The organism is Niabella sp. ZPM-14 (assembly GCF_055693045.2).
Genome location: NZ_CM181148.1, coordinates 4,285,958 through 4,300,513, shown reverse-complemented (window position 1 = coordinate 4,300,513; position 14,556 = coordinate 4,285,958). Strand labels below are relative to the sequence as shown.

Annotated in this window: 12 protein-coding genes and 1 tRNA gene; 5 read left to right on the top strand and 8 right to left on the bottom strand. The window is 46.9% G+C overall.

Annotated elements, in window-relative coordinates; all coding sequences use genetic code 11:
- Positions 1–48 precede the first annotated feature (48 nt).
- Entirely contained in the window at positions 49–597 is a 549-nt protein-coding gene (locus ACU37H_RS18330) for a nucleotide exchange factor GrpE (RefSeq protein WP_472704363.1), read from the bottom strand.
- A 230-nt stretch (positions 598–827) separates the two neighbouring features.
- Between ACU37H_RS18330 and ACU37H_RS18325 the strand changes: the two genes are divergently transcribed.
- The 4 genes from ACU37H_RS18325 to ACU37H_RS18310 all read left to right on the top strand — a co-directional run bounded on the left by ACU37H_RS18325 (position 828) and on the right by ACU37H_RS18310 (position 7,615).
- Positions 828–3,203, top strand: a complete 2,376-nt coding sequence (locus tag ACU37H_RS18325; protein WP_472704364.1) for a hypothetical protein — start codon at positions 828–830, stop codon at positions 3,201–3,203.
- 98 nt (positions 3,204–3,301) lie between these two features.
- Positions 3,302–5,638: a hypothetical protein gene (locus ACU37H_RS18320; RefSeq protein ID WP_472704365.1), complete on the top strand. Its 2,337-nt coding sequence runs from the start codon at positions 3,302–3,304 to the stop codon at positions 5,636–5,638.
- Between the two features lie 89 nt (positions 5,639–5,727).
- Positions 5,728–6,822 (top strand): Nif3-like dinuclear metal center hexameric protein, encoded by a 1,095-nt coding sequence (locus ACU37H_RS18315; protein WP_472704367.1) that lies wholly within the window; start codon positions 5,728–5,730, stop codon positions 6,820–6,822.
- A gap of 37 nt (positions 6,823–6,859) precedes the next feature.
- Positions 6,860–7,615 (top strand): zinc ribbon domain-containing protein, encoded by a 756-nt coding sequence (locus ACU37H_RS18310; protein WP_472704368.1) that lies wholly within the window; start codon positions 6,860–6,862, stop codon positions 7,613–7,615.
- A 389-nt stretch (positions 7,616–8,004) separates the two neighbouring features.
- Here the strand turns inward: ACU37H_RS18310 and ACU37H_RS18305 are convergent, their stop codons facing one another.
- The 6 genes from ACU37H_RS18305 to ACU37H_RS18280 form a co-directional block, all read right to left on the bottom strand.
- On the bottom strand, positions 8,005–8,352 hold the full coding sequence (locus ACU37H_RS18305; RefSeq protein ID WP_472704370.1) for a hypothetical protein: 348 nt from the start codon (positions 8,350–8,352) through the stop codon (positions 8,005–8,007).
- 56 nt (positions 8,353–8,408) lie between these two features.
- A complete protein-coding gene (gene der, locus ACU37H_RS18300; protein ID WP_472704372.1) occupies positions 8,409–9,719 on the bottom strand; it encodes a ribosome biogenesis GTPase Der in 1,311 nt (436 codons plus the stop codon).
- 91 nt (positions 9,720–9,810) lie between these two features.
- A complete protein-coding gene (gene era, locus ACU37H_RS18295) occupies positions 9,811–10,683 on the bottom strand; it encodes a GTPase Era (RefSeq protein WP_472704374.1) in 873 nt (290 codons plus the stop codon).
- A 264-nt stretch (positions 10,684–10,947) separates the two neighbouring features.
- Entirely contained in the window at positions 10,948–11,178 is a 231-nt protein-coding gene (locus ACU37H_RS18290; RefSeq protein ID WP_472704376.1) for a GIY-YIG nuclease family protein, read from the bottom strand.
- A gap of 48 nt (positions 11,179–11,226) precedes the next feature.
- A tRNA-Met gene (locus tag ACU37H_RS18285) sits at positions 11,227–11,298 on the bottom strand.
- Positions 11,299–11,558: 260 nt separating this feature from the next.
- Positions 11,559–12,488: a 3-keto-disaccharide hydrolase gene (locus ACU37H_RS18280; protein WP_472704378.1), complete on the bottom strand. Its 930-nt coding sequence runs from the start codon at positions 12,486–12,488 to the stop codon at positions 11,559–11,561.
- A 79-nt stretch (positions 12,489–12,567) separates the two neighbouring features.
- Here ACU37H_RS18280 and ACU37H_RS18275 point away from each other — a divergent pair, with 79 nt between their 5' ends.
- On the top strand, positions 12,568–13,050 hold the full coding sequence (locus tag ACU37H_RS18275; RefSeq protein ID WP_472704380.1) for a cytidine deaminase: 483 nt from the start codon (positions 12,568–12,570) through the stop codon (positions 13,048–13,050).
- A 39-nt stretch (positions 13,051–13,089) separates the two neighbouring features.
- On the opposite strand, the gene ACU37H_RS18270 is transcribed toward ACU37H_RS18275, so the two are convergent.
- Positions 13,090–14,355, bottom strand: a complete 1,266-nt coding sequence (locus ACU37H_RS18270; protein WP_472704382.1) for a thioredoxin family protein — start codon at positions 14,353–14,355, stop codon at positions 13,090–13,092.
- Positions 14,356–14,556: the final 201 nt, after the last annotated feature.

The following is a 14,556-nucleotide window of genomic DNA, read 5'->3' as shown; positions in this document are numbered from 1 at the left end:
TTTTCAATATAAAATTGACAAATTTTCAAAGAAACCAGGATTAAGATCCTACTTACCCACTACCACCTTTGCATGACGTATGATTTTGTCATTCAGGAAGTAACCCTTTGTTATCTCGTCAACCACTTTACCTTTAAGTTCCTCTGAAGGCGCTGGAATTTCAGTGATCGCCTCGTGAAGATCCGGGTCAAAATCCAATCCTTTAGACTCCATTGCCTTCAAACCTTTTGCTTGAAGTGTATTCTTCAATTTGTTAAAAACCAGAGAAATACCTTCTTTCAGTTTTTCATCCTCACTACCTGCCAGCTGAGGCGTTGCACGATCCGCATCATCTAATACCTCCAGCAATGCCAGCACCAGATCCTTGTTGGCAATCTGGGAAAATTCTTCACGCTCTTTTTTGGAACGCCTTCTGAAATTATCAAACTCGGCCGCTAAACGTAGGTACCGGTCTTTACTTTCCGCCAGTTCTGTCTCCAGGGCATTCAATTGGGTTTCTTCCACCGGGTCGGTCAGGTGCTCTGTTCCGCTCAGGTTTTCGTCAGCATTGATATTTAACCCTTCCTGTTCTGTCAAATTATCATTGTTTTGATTCATCCGTTTATATTTTTTCTTTTTATTCCAGATAGGATTCTGTTTTTTGTGTTAAAACCTGACATGAATCGATGAAACACGCCAGATTCCGGCAAAGCTAAGGATGACAAGAATACTGCCAAGCGAAAATCAAAGACAAAATGTCCGTTCGGCCAACATTAAATCGTTAAAAAGTCAACCTTCCTGCTTATTTTCAGTCCTTTGCATTATTTTCACGATGTAATTTCAACTATATGAAAAAATTACTGCTTCTGTTATTGCCCGGACTTGCAGCCTTCCATGTGCTGTCGGGTCAAACCCTTGAGAAAAAGCTAACCGCGTGGTCTACATCGAACCCTGTGGAGAAGTTATACCTCCAACTGGACCGGGAAAATTACATCGCCGGTCAGACCATCTGGTTCAAAGGTTATTTTTTATCCGGCTGGATCCCCTCCAGCAAGAATAGCACCCTTTACGTCGAGTTGTTGAACAATCAATCGGCAGTCGTCGCAAGAGTGGTTTTCCCCGCTAACGCGGGTATCACGGGCGGCCAACTGGAACTACCCGAATCGTTACCTGCCGGAGATTATCTCATCAGGGCTTATTCCCCGCTGATGCTGAATCAGCCCGGCTTTGTTTTTAATAAAAGGGTGTCCGTCTTCGGGCGCGAAGAGCGTAAAAAGCGCCGCGAAGTATCCGAAGGGAAGAACGAGGTTTCCTTTTTCCCCGAGGGGGGCAATCTGGTCACCGGGACGCTGAATATGATCGCGTTTAAGTCAGTCGACCACAACGGGCTGCCTCTGAGCATTGAAGGTCAGATCAGGAGCGACAATGGCGAAACAGTCACTTCCTTCAGAACCTCGCACGACGGTATGGGTGTGTTTTCAATCGTTCCGCAACCCGGACGAAAATACGTTGCCGCGGTTTTCGGCTCCAACAGCTCCTACCCGCTTCCCGAACAGACGATCCGCGGTGTGGCGTTAAGCGTCAAAAACAGTGCCCGCGGCAAACAGTTCCGCATTCAATCCAAAGAAGGAGATCCTACCTTCCAACCCGCCTATCTGGTCGGACAAATGAATAACGAAATTATTTTCACACACCCCCTAACCTATAAGACTGATATCACCGGGGTCATACCGGTAAACAATTTTCTTTCGGGAATATTGCACCTGACGGTGTTCAATAAAGATTACATGCCGCTGGCAGAGCGCCTTACGTTTGTTGACAACGGAGAATACATTTTACCCGGCACTTTACAAACCGATACGCTCAATGTTGCAGAGCGGCAACGGAACCGTTTTTCCATTACCGTTCCCGATTCAGTGGTTGGCAGTTTTTCCGTGTCCGTCACGGATGCGGAATATGACGGACCGGATCGCCGGGCTCAGAATATCTATTCCTGGTTCTTGCTGAACAGCGATCTCAGGGGTTATATTCACCAGCCCTCCTACTATTTCAGTTCGGATGCGGACTCCGTAAAAAATGCCCTGGACCTGCTGATGATGACCCACGGTTGGACCCGTTTTAAATGGTCGGATGTGGCACAGGATCAATTACCCCCTGTCAGCTATAAAGACCCCGGCTATATCAACCTTAGTGGACAGATCACTATTGAAGGACGGAAAAAAACGCTCCCGAATACCGATATCATTGTTTTCATGTCGCCGATGGATACCACCCAAAGGCGCGGCATGCCCAACATGCTGAAGACGGACTCGATGGGTAATTTCAGACTTGACTCACAGATATTTTACAGCAAATACAAAATCCTGTTTTCCGAGATCCGTGGTAAAAAGAGCAAATTCATAGAGGTGAAGCTGGCGAATGACTCCCTGAGGCGCAGTTATCCCGTGGAATCAGATCCGCTTCCGCTCGATTCGGCCATCCTGGTAAGCAATGAGAAAATGCAGGGTGCCTTGCAGGACTATTTGCGGGCAGAGGGTAAAACACTGGAAAACGTAGTGGTAAAGGTGCGACAAAAGTCAGAACTGGAAAAGCTGGATGAACGCTATGCGAGCAGCCTTTTTTCGGGCGGCATTAACAACCGCACGTATGATGTGCGCAACGAAATTTTTTCCGGTACCATCTTTCAGTACCTGCAGGGACGCGTGCCCGGCCTCTCGGTCTCAGGCACTCCGGGCAATTACACGCTCACCTACCGCGGCGGTGGATTTGGCGGTAACAACGTAACCCTGTTCCTGGATGAGATGCAGACAGATGCCGATATGATCGAATCCATCCCGGTCAACCAGATCGCTATGATCAAATTGATACCTAACAGCATTGCGGTCCGGGGCAACGGAACCGGCCTTGCGATTTACACGAAGCGGGGCGACGACTTTTCGGCATCGCTGGAATCGGCCACCGATATTATCACTTACAACGGGTACACCGTCTTTAAGGAATTTTATAACCCGGATTATGATAAAAAGCCTGAAGCCGACAAGGCAGATGTGCGCATGACGCTGAGCTGGCAGCCGTCTCACTTTGTCACGCCCGGCCGCTCGACCATCCCGATCATCTTTTACAACAATGACAGAACCAAACGCTTTAAAGTGGTTGCGGAAGGAATCACAGAGGACGGCCGAATGTTGATGATCGAAAAAACAATCGAGCCCGGCACGAACTAACCGATCCGATTTATTATGCAAACGCATCGTTAAATGCATCGTTAATGGTGAACTAAAGAAAACAGTTCGCCATTTTTTTTGTAATTTAACTATGCTCTATGAATAGATATAAGATCATATACTCCTTTTTAACCGTTTTGTTATTTCATGCGGCCAGGGCGCAGCAACCCGAAGCCGCACTTGAGGCGTGGCATGAGGCCAACCCGATCGAGAAAGTCTATCTCCACCTGGACAGAAAGGACTATTTCGCGGGACAGACCAGCTGGTTCAAAGGCTATTTTTTATCCGATTTTGTGCCGTCTGCCCGAAACTCCACTTTGTTTGTGGAGCTGATCAACAGCAGCGGTTCCGTCACCGCTAAAAAAGTCTTGCCCGTATTCAACGGATTGACCTATGGCCAGATCGAGCTGCCTGACAGTTTGAGCACCGGCACGTACCGGTTCCGGGCCTACACGCCGCTGATGCTCAACCATAGCAAGGATTTTATTTACAGCACGCCCATCAGGGTATATGGAAAGACGCCGCGCAATAAAACGCAACCAGCCGGCGGCAGCAAACAATTGTCGTTTTTCCCTGAGGGCGGGACCTTGTTAGCTGGCGTCGAAAATATAGTGGCTTTTAAGGCCACTGCATCCAACGGCTTACCCGAGAACATCAGCGCTTCGGTGAAAGACCAGCGCGGTGCGGTAGTGGCAGCGGTGAAAAGCATGCACGACGGCATGGGCTCATTTAAACTGACGCCGGTAGCCGGTGAAAAATATACGATCGATTATGAGGGCCAGGTGTTCACATTACCTGTAGCAACAGCGGAAGGCCTGGCCCTCCGCGTCACTCCATCCGCGGGTCGCATTGATTATGCGTGGACGTCGGCCGGAGGAGAAAGGTTTCGGCCCGCCTATGCAGTGAGCCAGATGCAACATCAGGTCGTATCTAAACAACCGATAGCAGGGGCATCGGGCACAATCCCCACCGATAAGTTACATTCCGGCCTTTTGCAACTGACCTTTTTTAACAAGGACGGCATGCCCCTTGCCGAACGCCTGGTTTTTATTGACAACAAGGAATATTCCATCAACGCATCGCTGGAAAAAACAACATTCACCGCTAAAGCCAGGGGAAAGAATGACCTGTCGATCCGTTTTAATGAACCGGTAATGGGCAACTTCTCTGTGGCAGTGACGGACGAAGCCTTTAACGAACCCGGGTTTCGAAAAGAAAATATCATTTCTTCCTTTTTGCTGACGAGCGACATTCCGGGTTATGTACATCACCCCGCCTTTTACTTTTCGGAAACGGCCGATGCGAAGCGGGCGCTGGACCTGGTGATGATGACAAACGGCTGGCGACGCTTTAACTGGCAGGACGTGGCCAATAATACACTGTCTCAACCGGTTTATAAAGATCCGGGGTACATATCGTTATCCGGGCAAGTGAACGTTCGGGGCTCTAAAAAGAACTTTGCGGAAAGAGAGTTGCTGGTGTGGGTATCGACCGCAGATTCCGGCAGGGCTTTGGAAATGGTGAAAACTGATGCGGAAGGCCGGTTTAAAATGGATTCAGTGGTGTTCTTCGATAAGGCGCGCATCCTCTTCAGCGATATTATGGGCGATAAAAGCCAATTCATCACGGTGAAGCTCGATACCGACTCTTTATACCAGACCTTTAATATCCCGCCATTACTGCGTCCGGATGCAGTCAACACCCATACTTCTTTAACTACCAACATGCAGGGCGCTTACACGAATTACAACCGGGGAACAGGCGTGTTGCTGGACAACGTAAACATTGCGGGCCGCCGGCTGACATTGGAAGAACTGGAGAAAAAATATACCAGCGGACTTTTTTCCGGAAATATCAACGCGCGAACGATCAACCTTACCGGGCAGTTTGTACCGCAGATCAATATATTTGAGTGGCTGATCGGCCGGGTGCCCAGCCTGACCGTGCAGCGCAACAGCCAGTTTTTTGATAATTACCAGTTGTATTTCCGGCGGCAGCCGGTGCAGTTATTTCTTGACGAGATGCTGATGCAGGATGCCAATATGATCTCCGCGATTCCACCCAACCAGATCGCGCTGATCAAGGTTTACCCGCAGTTTATCGGTGCACGCGGCAACAGCCCCGCGATTGCTATCTATACCAAGCGTGGGGATGATCTGAACGAGGAAATGGAAAGTTCTGGCGATATTGTTGACTACGACGGATACAGCATCATTAAAGAGTTTTACAGCCCCGACTATTCGACACCGCCGGATATTGACTACCGCGACAACCGGCTGACCCTGGATTGGCAACCTGAAGTTATTGTCGATAAAGACCATCCGCAGATTCCCATCCACTTTTACAATACCGACCGGACGAAGAAATTCAAGGTTGTTGCTGAAGGAATCACAAATGAAGGTAAGTTGCTGATGATCGAACAGACATTGGAATAAAGCGTATTCGTTTCGCAGCGCATCCTCCGGATCTTTAGCGACCGGCGTACCGCCTTAAAATTTACCTTTGGACAAATTTGTAACAGCGTATGACCATTAAAGATATTACGGCCTACCTCGAAAGTGTGGCTCCGCCTGCGTTACAGGAATCTTATGATAATGCCGGCTTGCTGACGGGCGACCTGAACCGGGACTGCACCGGCGTTATCTGTTGCCTTGATGCAGTTGAAGCCGTGATTGAAGAAGCGATCGAAAGGAACTGCAATCTTGTGGTGGCTCATCACCCGATCATATTCGGCGGGCTGAAAAAAATTACCGGTAATAATTATATAGAACGCACGATCATTAAGGCCATCAAAAATGATATCGCGATCTACGCCATTCATACGAACCTGGATAACATCATGGAAGGGGTAAACGGGATGATAGCCGACAAGCTTGGCCTGATCAATCGTTCTGTTTTATCGCCCAAATCCGGGCAACTGAGCAAGCTTTATTTTTATGTGCCGGCAGATCACGCGGTAAAAGTGACCAATGCTTTGTTTGAGGCCGGTGCAGGGCAAATCGGCAATTACAGCGAATGCAGTTTCCGGGTAGAAGGCATCGGTACGTTCAAGCCCAATGAGGCGGCTAATCCATTTTCAGGGGAAAAGGGCCAGAGGCATGAAGACAAGGAGCTGAAAGTAGAAATGTTGTTTCCCGCTTATGCCGAATACCCGATCGTTGAAGCATTGAAAGGCAGCCACCCTTATGAAGAAGTGGCTTATGAAGTGATACGGCTCAATAACCAGCATCAGCTGGTGGGCTCGGGGATGACCGGCGAGCTGGCGGAACCTGTGGAGGCAACCGAATTTCTCACAAGGCTGAAAGACACATTTGGTCTGGCAGTCGTAAAACATACTTCTTTAACCGGTAAACCCGTTAAAAAAATCAGCGTCTGCGGGGGAGCCGGCATCTTCTTGTTAAAAGATGCAATCCGATCCAATTCAGACGTTTATATTACTTCTGACATCAAATACCATGAATTTTTTGATGCCGATCGCCGTATTTTGCTGGCAGACATCGGGCATTATGAGAGCGAGCAATTTACAGTGGAATTGTTGTCGAATCTTTTAGAGCAAAAATTCCCTAACTTTGCCGTCCTTAAAACAGGGGTAAACACAAACCCTGTTCAGTACTTTTAGAGCCGCTATGGTTGTAGAAGATTAATATTTTAAAAATATGGCACAATTAAAAGAATTCTCCATTGAAGAAAAATTAGGTTCATTGATCAATTTGCAGAAAGTGGACAGCAAATTGGATGAAATTAAAATTTTAAAAGGCGAATTGCCGATGGAAGTCGCTGACCTGGAAGATGAATTACAAGGGCTACGCGCAAGGCAAACACGTATTGAGGAGGAGATCAACGGTGTGACTGAATTTATCGAAGAGCGCAAAGCAGCCATTAAAGAAAGCGAGGCCCTCATCAAAAAATATGAGAAGGACAGCGAGAACGTAAAGAATAACCGCGAGTTCGAAGCGATCAATAAAGAGACAGAAATGCAACAGCTGGAAATTAAGCTGGCTGAAAAGCATATCAAGGATGCGAACGAAGAGATCGCTGACAAAGTGGTACTGCTGGAAAAAGCGAAGAAAAACATTGCTACGAAAGAAGGATCACTGGAGCTGAAAAAATCAGAACTGGAAAAGATCATCACCGCAAACGAAAAAGAAGAAAAAGAATTTGCGAAATTATCGGAAGCAGCTAAACAGGAGGTAGAACCCAGATTGCTGGCGAGCTACGAAAAGATCCGCGGTAATTTCCGCAATGGGTTGGCAGTAGTACCTGTGGTAAGAGATGCCTGCGGTGGTTGCTTTTATGCGATCCCCCCTCAAAAACAAAGCGAGATCAAACAACACAAAAAAATTGTTGCCTGCGAGAACTGCGGACGCATTTTGGTGGACGAAGAACTGCACAACAATATCGAAGTGAAATAATATTTTTTCTTTTTTTTATTTTCTCCAATCCCCAAAGGATTGGAGTTTTTTTTTGCCCTTACAAAGAAGAATGAGCAGGCGACCGAAGCAACATCGGCTCTGTTTATTATGTGTTATTTGAAGGCTGATACCGTTTTGAAGAGATCTTATTTGCGTTTCACAACAACAACGTTATAATACCCCGATTATTTCGAAAAAAACGGATGCATTGCTGGACTGACAGACGCCGGTTTGCACCATTTCAGCCGGCTGTGCAGACTTCTATCCTCGTAGAGCGTAAACTCCCGGTTAAACAGCAGTTTGTTGCTGTATTGAGCCAGGAACACATGGGCATAAGAATTTGGGCATTATTTGTTATGCCCATGCTGGTTTAGTGAAGCATCCAATCATTATTTCTTCAGCTCGTCTTTCGCGGCATCCACGCCGGCCTGGGCTGCTTCTTTGATCTTCTGCGCGCCTTCTTTCAGTTTTTCTACGCCTTCATTAGCTTTCTGCTTGGCAGCACTACCTAATTCTTTGGTTCTTTCTTTGATTTTGTATGCAGCGCTGTCGATATCCGCTTTTAAAGAATCGCCGATCGACGAAAGCGAGGTATCCACCTGAGATACTGTGTCATCAATGGCGGAGCTGGCCGCTTCGATAGAATCTTCTTCTGCTTCTTTCGCTGTGGAGGCAGTTTCGCAGGATGCTAAACCTATAACAACAGCCGTTAACATAGTAAGATAGCCTTTCTTCATGTGAATTGCGTTTATTATAAATCCTTAAAACGAAAAATGGTAACCCATGCTCCGCGTTATTTCTTCCTGAAGAACAACCGCACCGGCACGCCGCTGAAATCGAAATTCTTACGCAGCTGGTTTTCGAGATAGTTCCGGTAAGGCGTTTTGATATCGTCGGGGAAATTACAGAAGAACGCGAAAGATGGCACGGCCGTCGGCAACTGCGTTACAAACTTGATCTTGATCGCATGGCCGCGAACCACGGGCGCATGGTGCGCCTGCACCGCTTTCAGCATCACGTCGTTGAGCTTAGAGGTGGACACTTTTCGCTTGCGGTTGTCAAACACTTCAAGCGCCGTCTCCATAGCTTTGAAAATTCTCGTCTTCTCCAGTGCCGAGATAAATACAACAGGCACATCGCTAAACGGCGCCAGTCTTTTCTTTAGCTCAGTCTCGTATTCTTTGGCTGTATTGGTTTCTTTTTTTACCAGGTCCCATTTGTTGACCAGCAGCAGAATGCCTTTTCCTTTGCGCGCAGCCAGGCTGAAAATATTCAGGTCCTGCGCCGTAAGGCCTTTCTCCGCGTCAATCAGCAACAAACAGACATCGGCTTCATCTACGGCTTTGATCGCACGAATCACGGAATAGAACTCCAGGTCTTCGTGCACACGCGCTTTGCGGCGGATACCGGCTGTATCGATCAGGATAAATTCTTTCTGGAACAGGTTATAATGTGTGTGAATGGTATCGCGGGTTGTACCGGCAATGTCGCTTACGATCGTGCGCTCTTTGCCTACCAGCGCATTCAGTAGAGACGATTTTCCTACATTGGGTTGCCCGATAATAGCAAACTTAGGCAGCTCATCTGTACCCTCTTCTTCCTTTTTATCTTCGGAAATCAGGGCAGCCACCGCATCCAGCAATTCACCGGTCCCGCTGCCACTGGCGGACGCAATAAAGTAAACATCATCGAAGCCCATGCTGTAAAACTCAGTAGCATCGAGCATCCGGTCGTTATTATCTACTTTATTGACCGTTAAAAAAACCGGCTTCACACTTTTGCGGAGGACATTGGCCATCTCATCATCAAGGTGTGTCACGCCCGTTCCAGCATCTACCATAAACAGAATGGCATCCGCTTCGTCTACCGCAATCAATACCTGCTTGGCAATTTCCTTTTCGAAAACGTCTTCACTACCGTGCACAAAACCGCCGGTGTCGATCACGTTGAATGGCTTACCATTCCAGTCGCTCACGCCATATTGCCGGTCACGTGTCACGCCGCTGACATCATCCACGATCGCCTTGCGCTGTTCCAGCAAGCGATTGAACAAAGTACTCTTCCCCACGTTCGGTCTGCCAACTATAGCTAATGTAAAACCCATCTTTATTGCTGATTTAAAATCTCTTATTTATATATTTTTCTGACACTGAACTACCTCCCTTGACCATGGACCATCGTCCATCGACTCTTCCCTATTGCCCATATCCGTATTCCTTCAAATACAGATCATTGTCACGCCACTTGGGCTTTACTTTTACAAATAATTCCAGGAAGACCTTCCGCCCTAAAAAAGCCTCAATATCCGCGCGGGCGGCGGTTCCCAGCTTTTTGATCATGCTGCCTTTCTGCCCGATCAGGATCATCTTTTGGGTTTCCCTGTGCACAATAATATCCGCAACGATCTTGGTGAGCGTTTGTTTCTCTTTAAATTCCCTGATGAGAACGGCAGTATGATAAGGTATTTCATCCTGTGCCCATTCGTAGATCTTCTCACGGATCAATTCACTTACAAAGAATTTTTCAGGCAGATCACTGATGCTGTCGTCTTCATAAAACGGCTCGCCTTCGGGAAGCAATTCAACAATAGGTTGTAAGAACTTTTTGAAGTTGATGCCTGTTAAAGCGGAAATCGCCACCAGTTTTTTACAGTAAGGTTTGTCAGCAAAAAAGTCCTTCGCTTCCTGGATGCGCTCCTGGGAAGCCCGGTCGATTTTATTGAGTACCACCACCGCCGGCACGCGAAGCTTTAAGGCGCTGAAGATATCGTTGCAAGTCTCGAGGTTGTCGTTCACGTCCACGATCAGTAAAGCTACATCCGCATCTTCCAAAGCGCCTTTGACAGATTGCATCATTTTTTCATGAAGCTTATATTCCGGCTGAATGATTCCCGGGGTATCGCTAAAGATGATCTGATAGTCCTTTTCTGTAAGAATGGCTTTGATCCGATGGCGGGTCGTCTGCACTTTGTGCGAGACGATGGCCAGCTTCTCTCCCATCAAAGCGTTGAGTAACGTGCTTTTGCCCGCATTGGGTCTTCCGAATATGTTTACAAATCCTGATTTCATTCCTTTAGTTGACAGTTGCCTGATGACAGTTGACTGTTTTCGAAAAAGATAGCGATACCGAGTAATGTAACACCATGAAAGTGTGCAACGCAATTAAGATGCAACAACATTCTCCGGCCGACGCAAAATTAAACTTAAAACCTCACAGGTTTTAAAAACCTGTGAGGTTTACCCAAAATAAAAAACCGCCAGTTAAAATGCTGGCGGAATTTAGTTGCGAAGCCAGGGATCGAACCTGGGTCCGCCGCCTGGCGGATATGAGCTCTAACCTCTGATTAGTTTCCAAATCCATTCCCGCCCTCCAGCTGTTTTCAACGCTTTCTCCCGCTTCATCGCATCTGCTTTATGTGCAAATTCCTCCTGGTAAATCAGTTCCCAAGGTCTGAATTTTACCGTCCATCCGCTCTTACCCAATTCGTTATGCGACAATAACCTCGCCTCAAGGTTTGATGTAAACCCTATATATCTTGTCAAACGATTGGCTATATAATACATAAACGGTATACATAAAAAACCGCCAGTCAAAATGCTGGCGGAATTTAGTTGCGAAGCCAGGGATCGAACCTGGGACCTTCGGGTTATGAGCCCGACGAGCTACCGCTGCTCTACCTCGCACTGCAAATATACGAGGTTTTTCGAAAGCAGCAAAATCTAATCTGAAATAAATTTATTTAGCAGCGATTCCGGCCTGCGTTTTCATTTGGGAGTGAACGATTCATACAGCCGTAACGTCATCAATATCAGTTCTTGAGCAGCTCTTCCGCCACCAATCCTGGCTGGTTAAGAAATAAAAAAACCGCGAATCCACAAACGGCTGATGTTGATCAGACATGTCTGTGAATCCGCGGTAGGTATATATCAGTCTGCGCGAAAAGCTATTTCGCAGGAGTAATTGTAATGTTCCGGAACTCTATCGGACCATGGTCCCCCTGAACGTATAGCGGGCCTGGCTCTCCTTCTTTACTATCCAGTGCTCCGCCCGTAATACCGGGGATCTCCTGGTTAGAGATAACTGTTTTGCCATTCGCCACCACTGTAACCATGCGACCTACCAATGTCACGTCGTAGGACTGCCACTCACCGGGACCTTTTGAGTTGATCTCGCTGGGCGCGATAAACCCATAGATGCCGCTGAATAACACATTGGAAGGGTGCTCAGATTTGTCATTATCTAAAATTTGCAGCTCATAACGTCCACGTAAGTAAACGCCGCTGTTGCTACCTTTCTGATAACGGAATTCTATGTGCAATTTGAAATCGTCAAATTTCTGTTCTGTGATCAGATTGGCGCCTGATTTAGGGCTAGTCAATATACCATTTTTAACGACCCACTGGTTTTCAGCGCCTACGGCTTTCCAGCCGGTCAGGTCTTTACCGTTGAACAATTTGATCGGCGTTCCCCATACCGGTGCCTTCTCTCTTTTCAGGTAGGGTGCTTTGACACCTGTCCAGTTGTACTTCTTGCCATTAGGATATACCATAGTGCCTTTCAGGCCGTCGCCGGTTAGTTCACCTTCCACCACCAGGTCATTGTCTTCAGATTGCCACTGCGGAGGGATCGCGAATGAAAACTTGCCGTTCTCCCACTTCACTTCAGAAACCGGGCGTGCACTGCCATCGTCACCAACAAAATATCCTACCAGGGTTTTGATACCAGACAATTTCACTTCAAGCCAGGAGGGTTTTTCCTGTCCGTCTTTGTCTATTGTAATGTCCCAGCGTCCAATCAGATCTTTAGCTTCCATAGCCCATAAATTTAGGGTAAATAAGCTGGCAATAGCAAATGCAACTACTTTTTTAATCATGAGAAATTTTTTATGATTTTGAATGCTACAAATATAATTTTTTAACGGACGTGAATGTAACAATCCTATCTTTAATAGGATGAAAGAAAAAAATCACGAATTCAGGTATTGGGTGGCTGAAAGTATAGCTGATCTGGAAGTGCACGACGCGGCGTTGCTGAAAGAGGCGCGCGCGCTGACCGCCACTTCTTATGCTCCCTATTCAAAATTTCATGTAGCAAGTGTGGCGAGGTTGGCAAACGGATCAATTGTGAAAGGCACGAACCAGGAAAACGCCTCCTTTCCGGTCGGCATTTGCGCCGAGCGCAGCTTGCTGGCAGCAGTGGGAACCTTATATCCTGACGAAGTGATCCAGGCAATGGCGGTTACTTATAACCCGGAAGACCAGGTAAGCAATCAACCCATTTCTCCCTGCGGCATGTGCAGGCAAGCCTTACTGGAGTATGAAACGAGGGTGGGTCACCCGATCCGGCTGATCCTTGCAGGCATGGAAGGACCGGTCTATATCATCAGCTCTGTCAAAGATTTGTTGCCTTTTGCTTTCAGCGAACAGGATCTTTAATTGCCACCCACCATAAAAACCGGTCCCGCGTGCTACCTTTTATTCTACCGGCCAGGTAGGTTCACCTTTCTTCATTTTTTCTACAAGCTCTTTGTAGCCCTTGACATCTTCTCCCGTTTTTTCGGCCACGGTAGCTGCCCGCTCTTCTTCCTTTATGGCTTCATCCTTTCTTCCCAGCTTGTAAAGCAAATTGGCGTGTGTATCTATCATGTAGGCGACTTTATTGTCTGATTTTTCGAGGGAAAGTTTACTCCAGGCCAATGCTTTTTCCAGCACGGATGGATCCGCAACATTTTCGAACACAGACCAGGCGTGATTATTCAACATGTTGGCGTCCGGCTCGTCCATCTTGATCATCTCGTCTGCATATTTCACGTATAGCGGCCAGTTCTTTTTAGAGCGGTAAACATACATTTTAGAAAAGGTGGATACGTAATCTGCATAGTCCGGATACTTCTCTTTCAGTTGCTTGTCAAACTCCGTAAAATCAGGCTCTGCGTCGCCTTTGCCTTTCTTAAGCAATCCTCCCAGCTGCTCATTCAAGAGAATTTGTTTTACCAGATTAGCGCTCTTTTTGGGCGCTTCCAGGATTTTGTCTGCCCGTTCCGGTTCGTTGAGAGCGATCTGAAATCCTTTGTCATCGCTGCTTTTGGCAACCGAGTACAACAGTTCGAGATTATCCTTTGTATACAAATCCGTTTGAGTTGCCAGGTATGCGTTAGTATACTTTGTGGCGTTTTGCTGATCATAACCGGCCCTCGCCAACTTAGCCAGTTTCAACAGCTGTGCTGCTGATGAGTCACCGGCCTCTACTTTCCTGAGCTGTGTATAATACTGGTTTTCCGGATCGAGTATTTTCTTACCTGCCTCAATGAAGTTTTCCGGAGACATGCTGCCTACGAACCGGTGAATGATCTCCCCGTCGCTGTTAAAAATAAGATAGGTGGGATAAGCGCGGACTTCATATTTTTTAGCCAGGTGATGTCCGTCGTCGTACCAGCTCTTCACATAAGCATCGTCTTTGTCCGTCGTATCTAACTGTACTTTGACATTAATATAATGATCGTTATAAAATGCGCCGACTTCCTCTTTTGTAAACACGTTCTTGCTCATCATCTTGCAAGGGCCGCACCAGGTGGTGTAACAGTCCAAAAAGATGGGCTTGTTTTGTGCTTTGGCTTTGGCCACGACATCGTTCCAGGAAGGCAAATGTTCGAAGTTCATCCCTCCCGATGTATCTCCTTGCGAGTGAGTGGTCGCCGTTAACAATAAAAATGCGAAGAGTGCTAGCAAGTACTTTTTCATCAGTTGTTTTATTTTTTGGTTATAAATGTTGCAACAGGAACTGGTAAGTATGACCATTGATACCGCTGATGATGGATGCCGGCCCATCGGGCTTGAAATATCACCTTCAGCATAAAACAGTCACATGGTTTGTAAGCGTTGGGGCTTAAAGATAAGTTATAAATTAACAGAATATTGAATATAATTTGTTAATTGACAAAT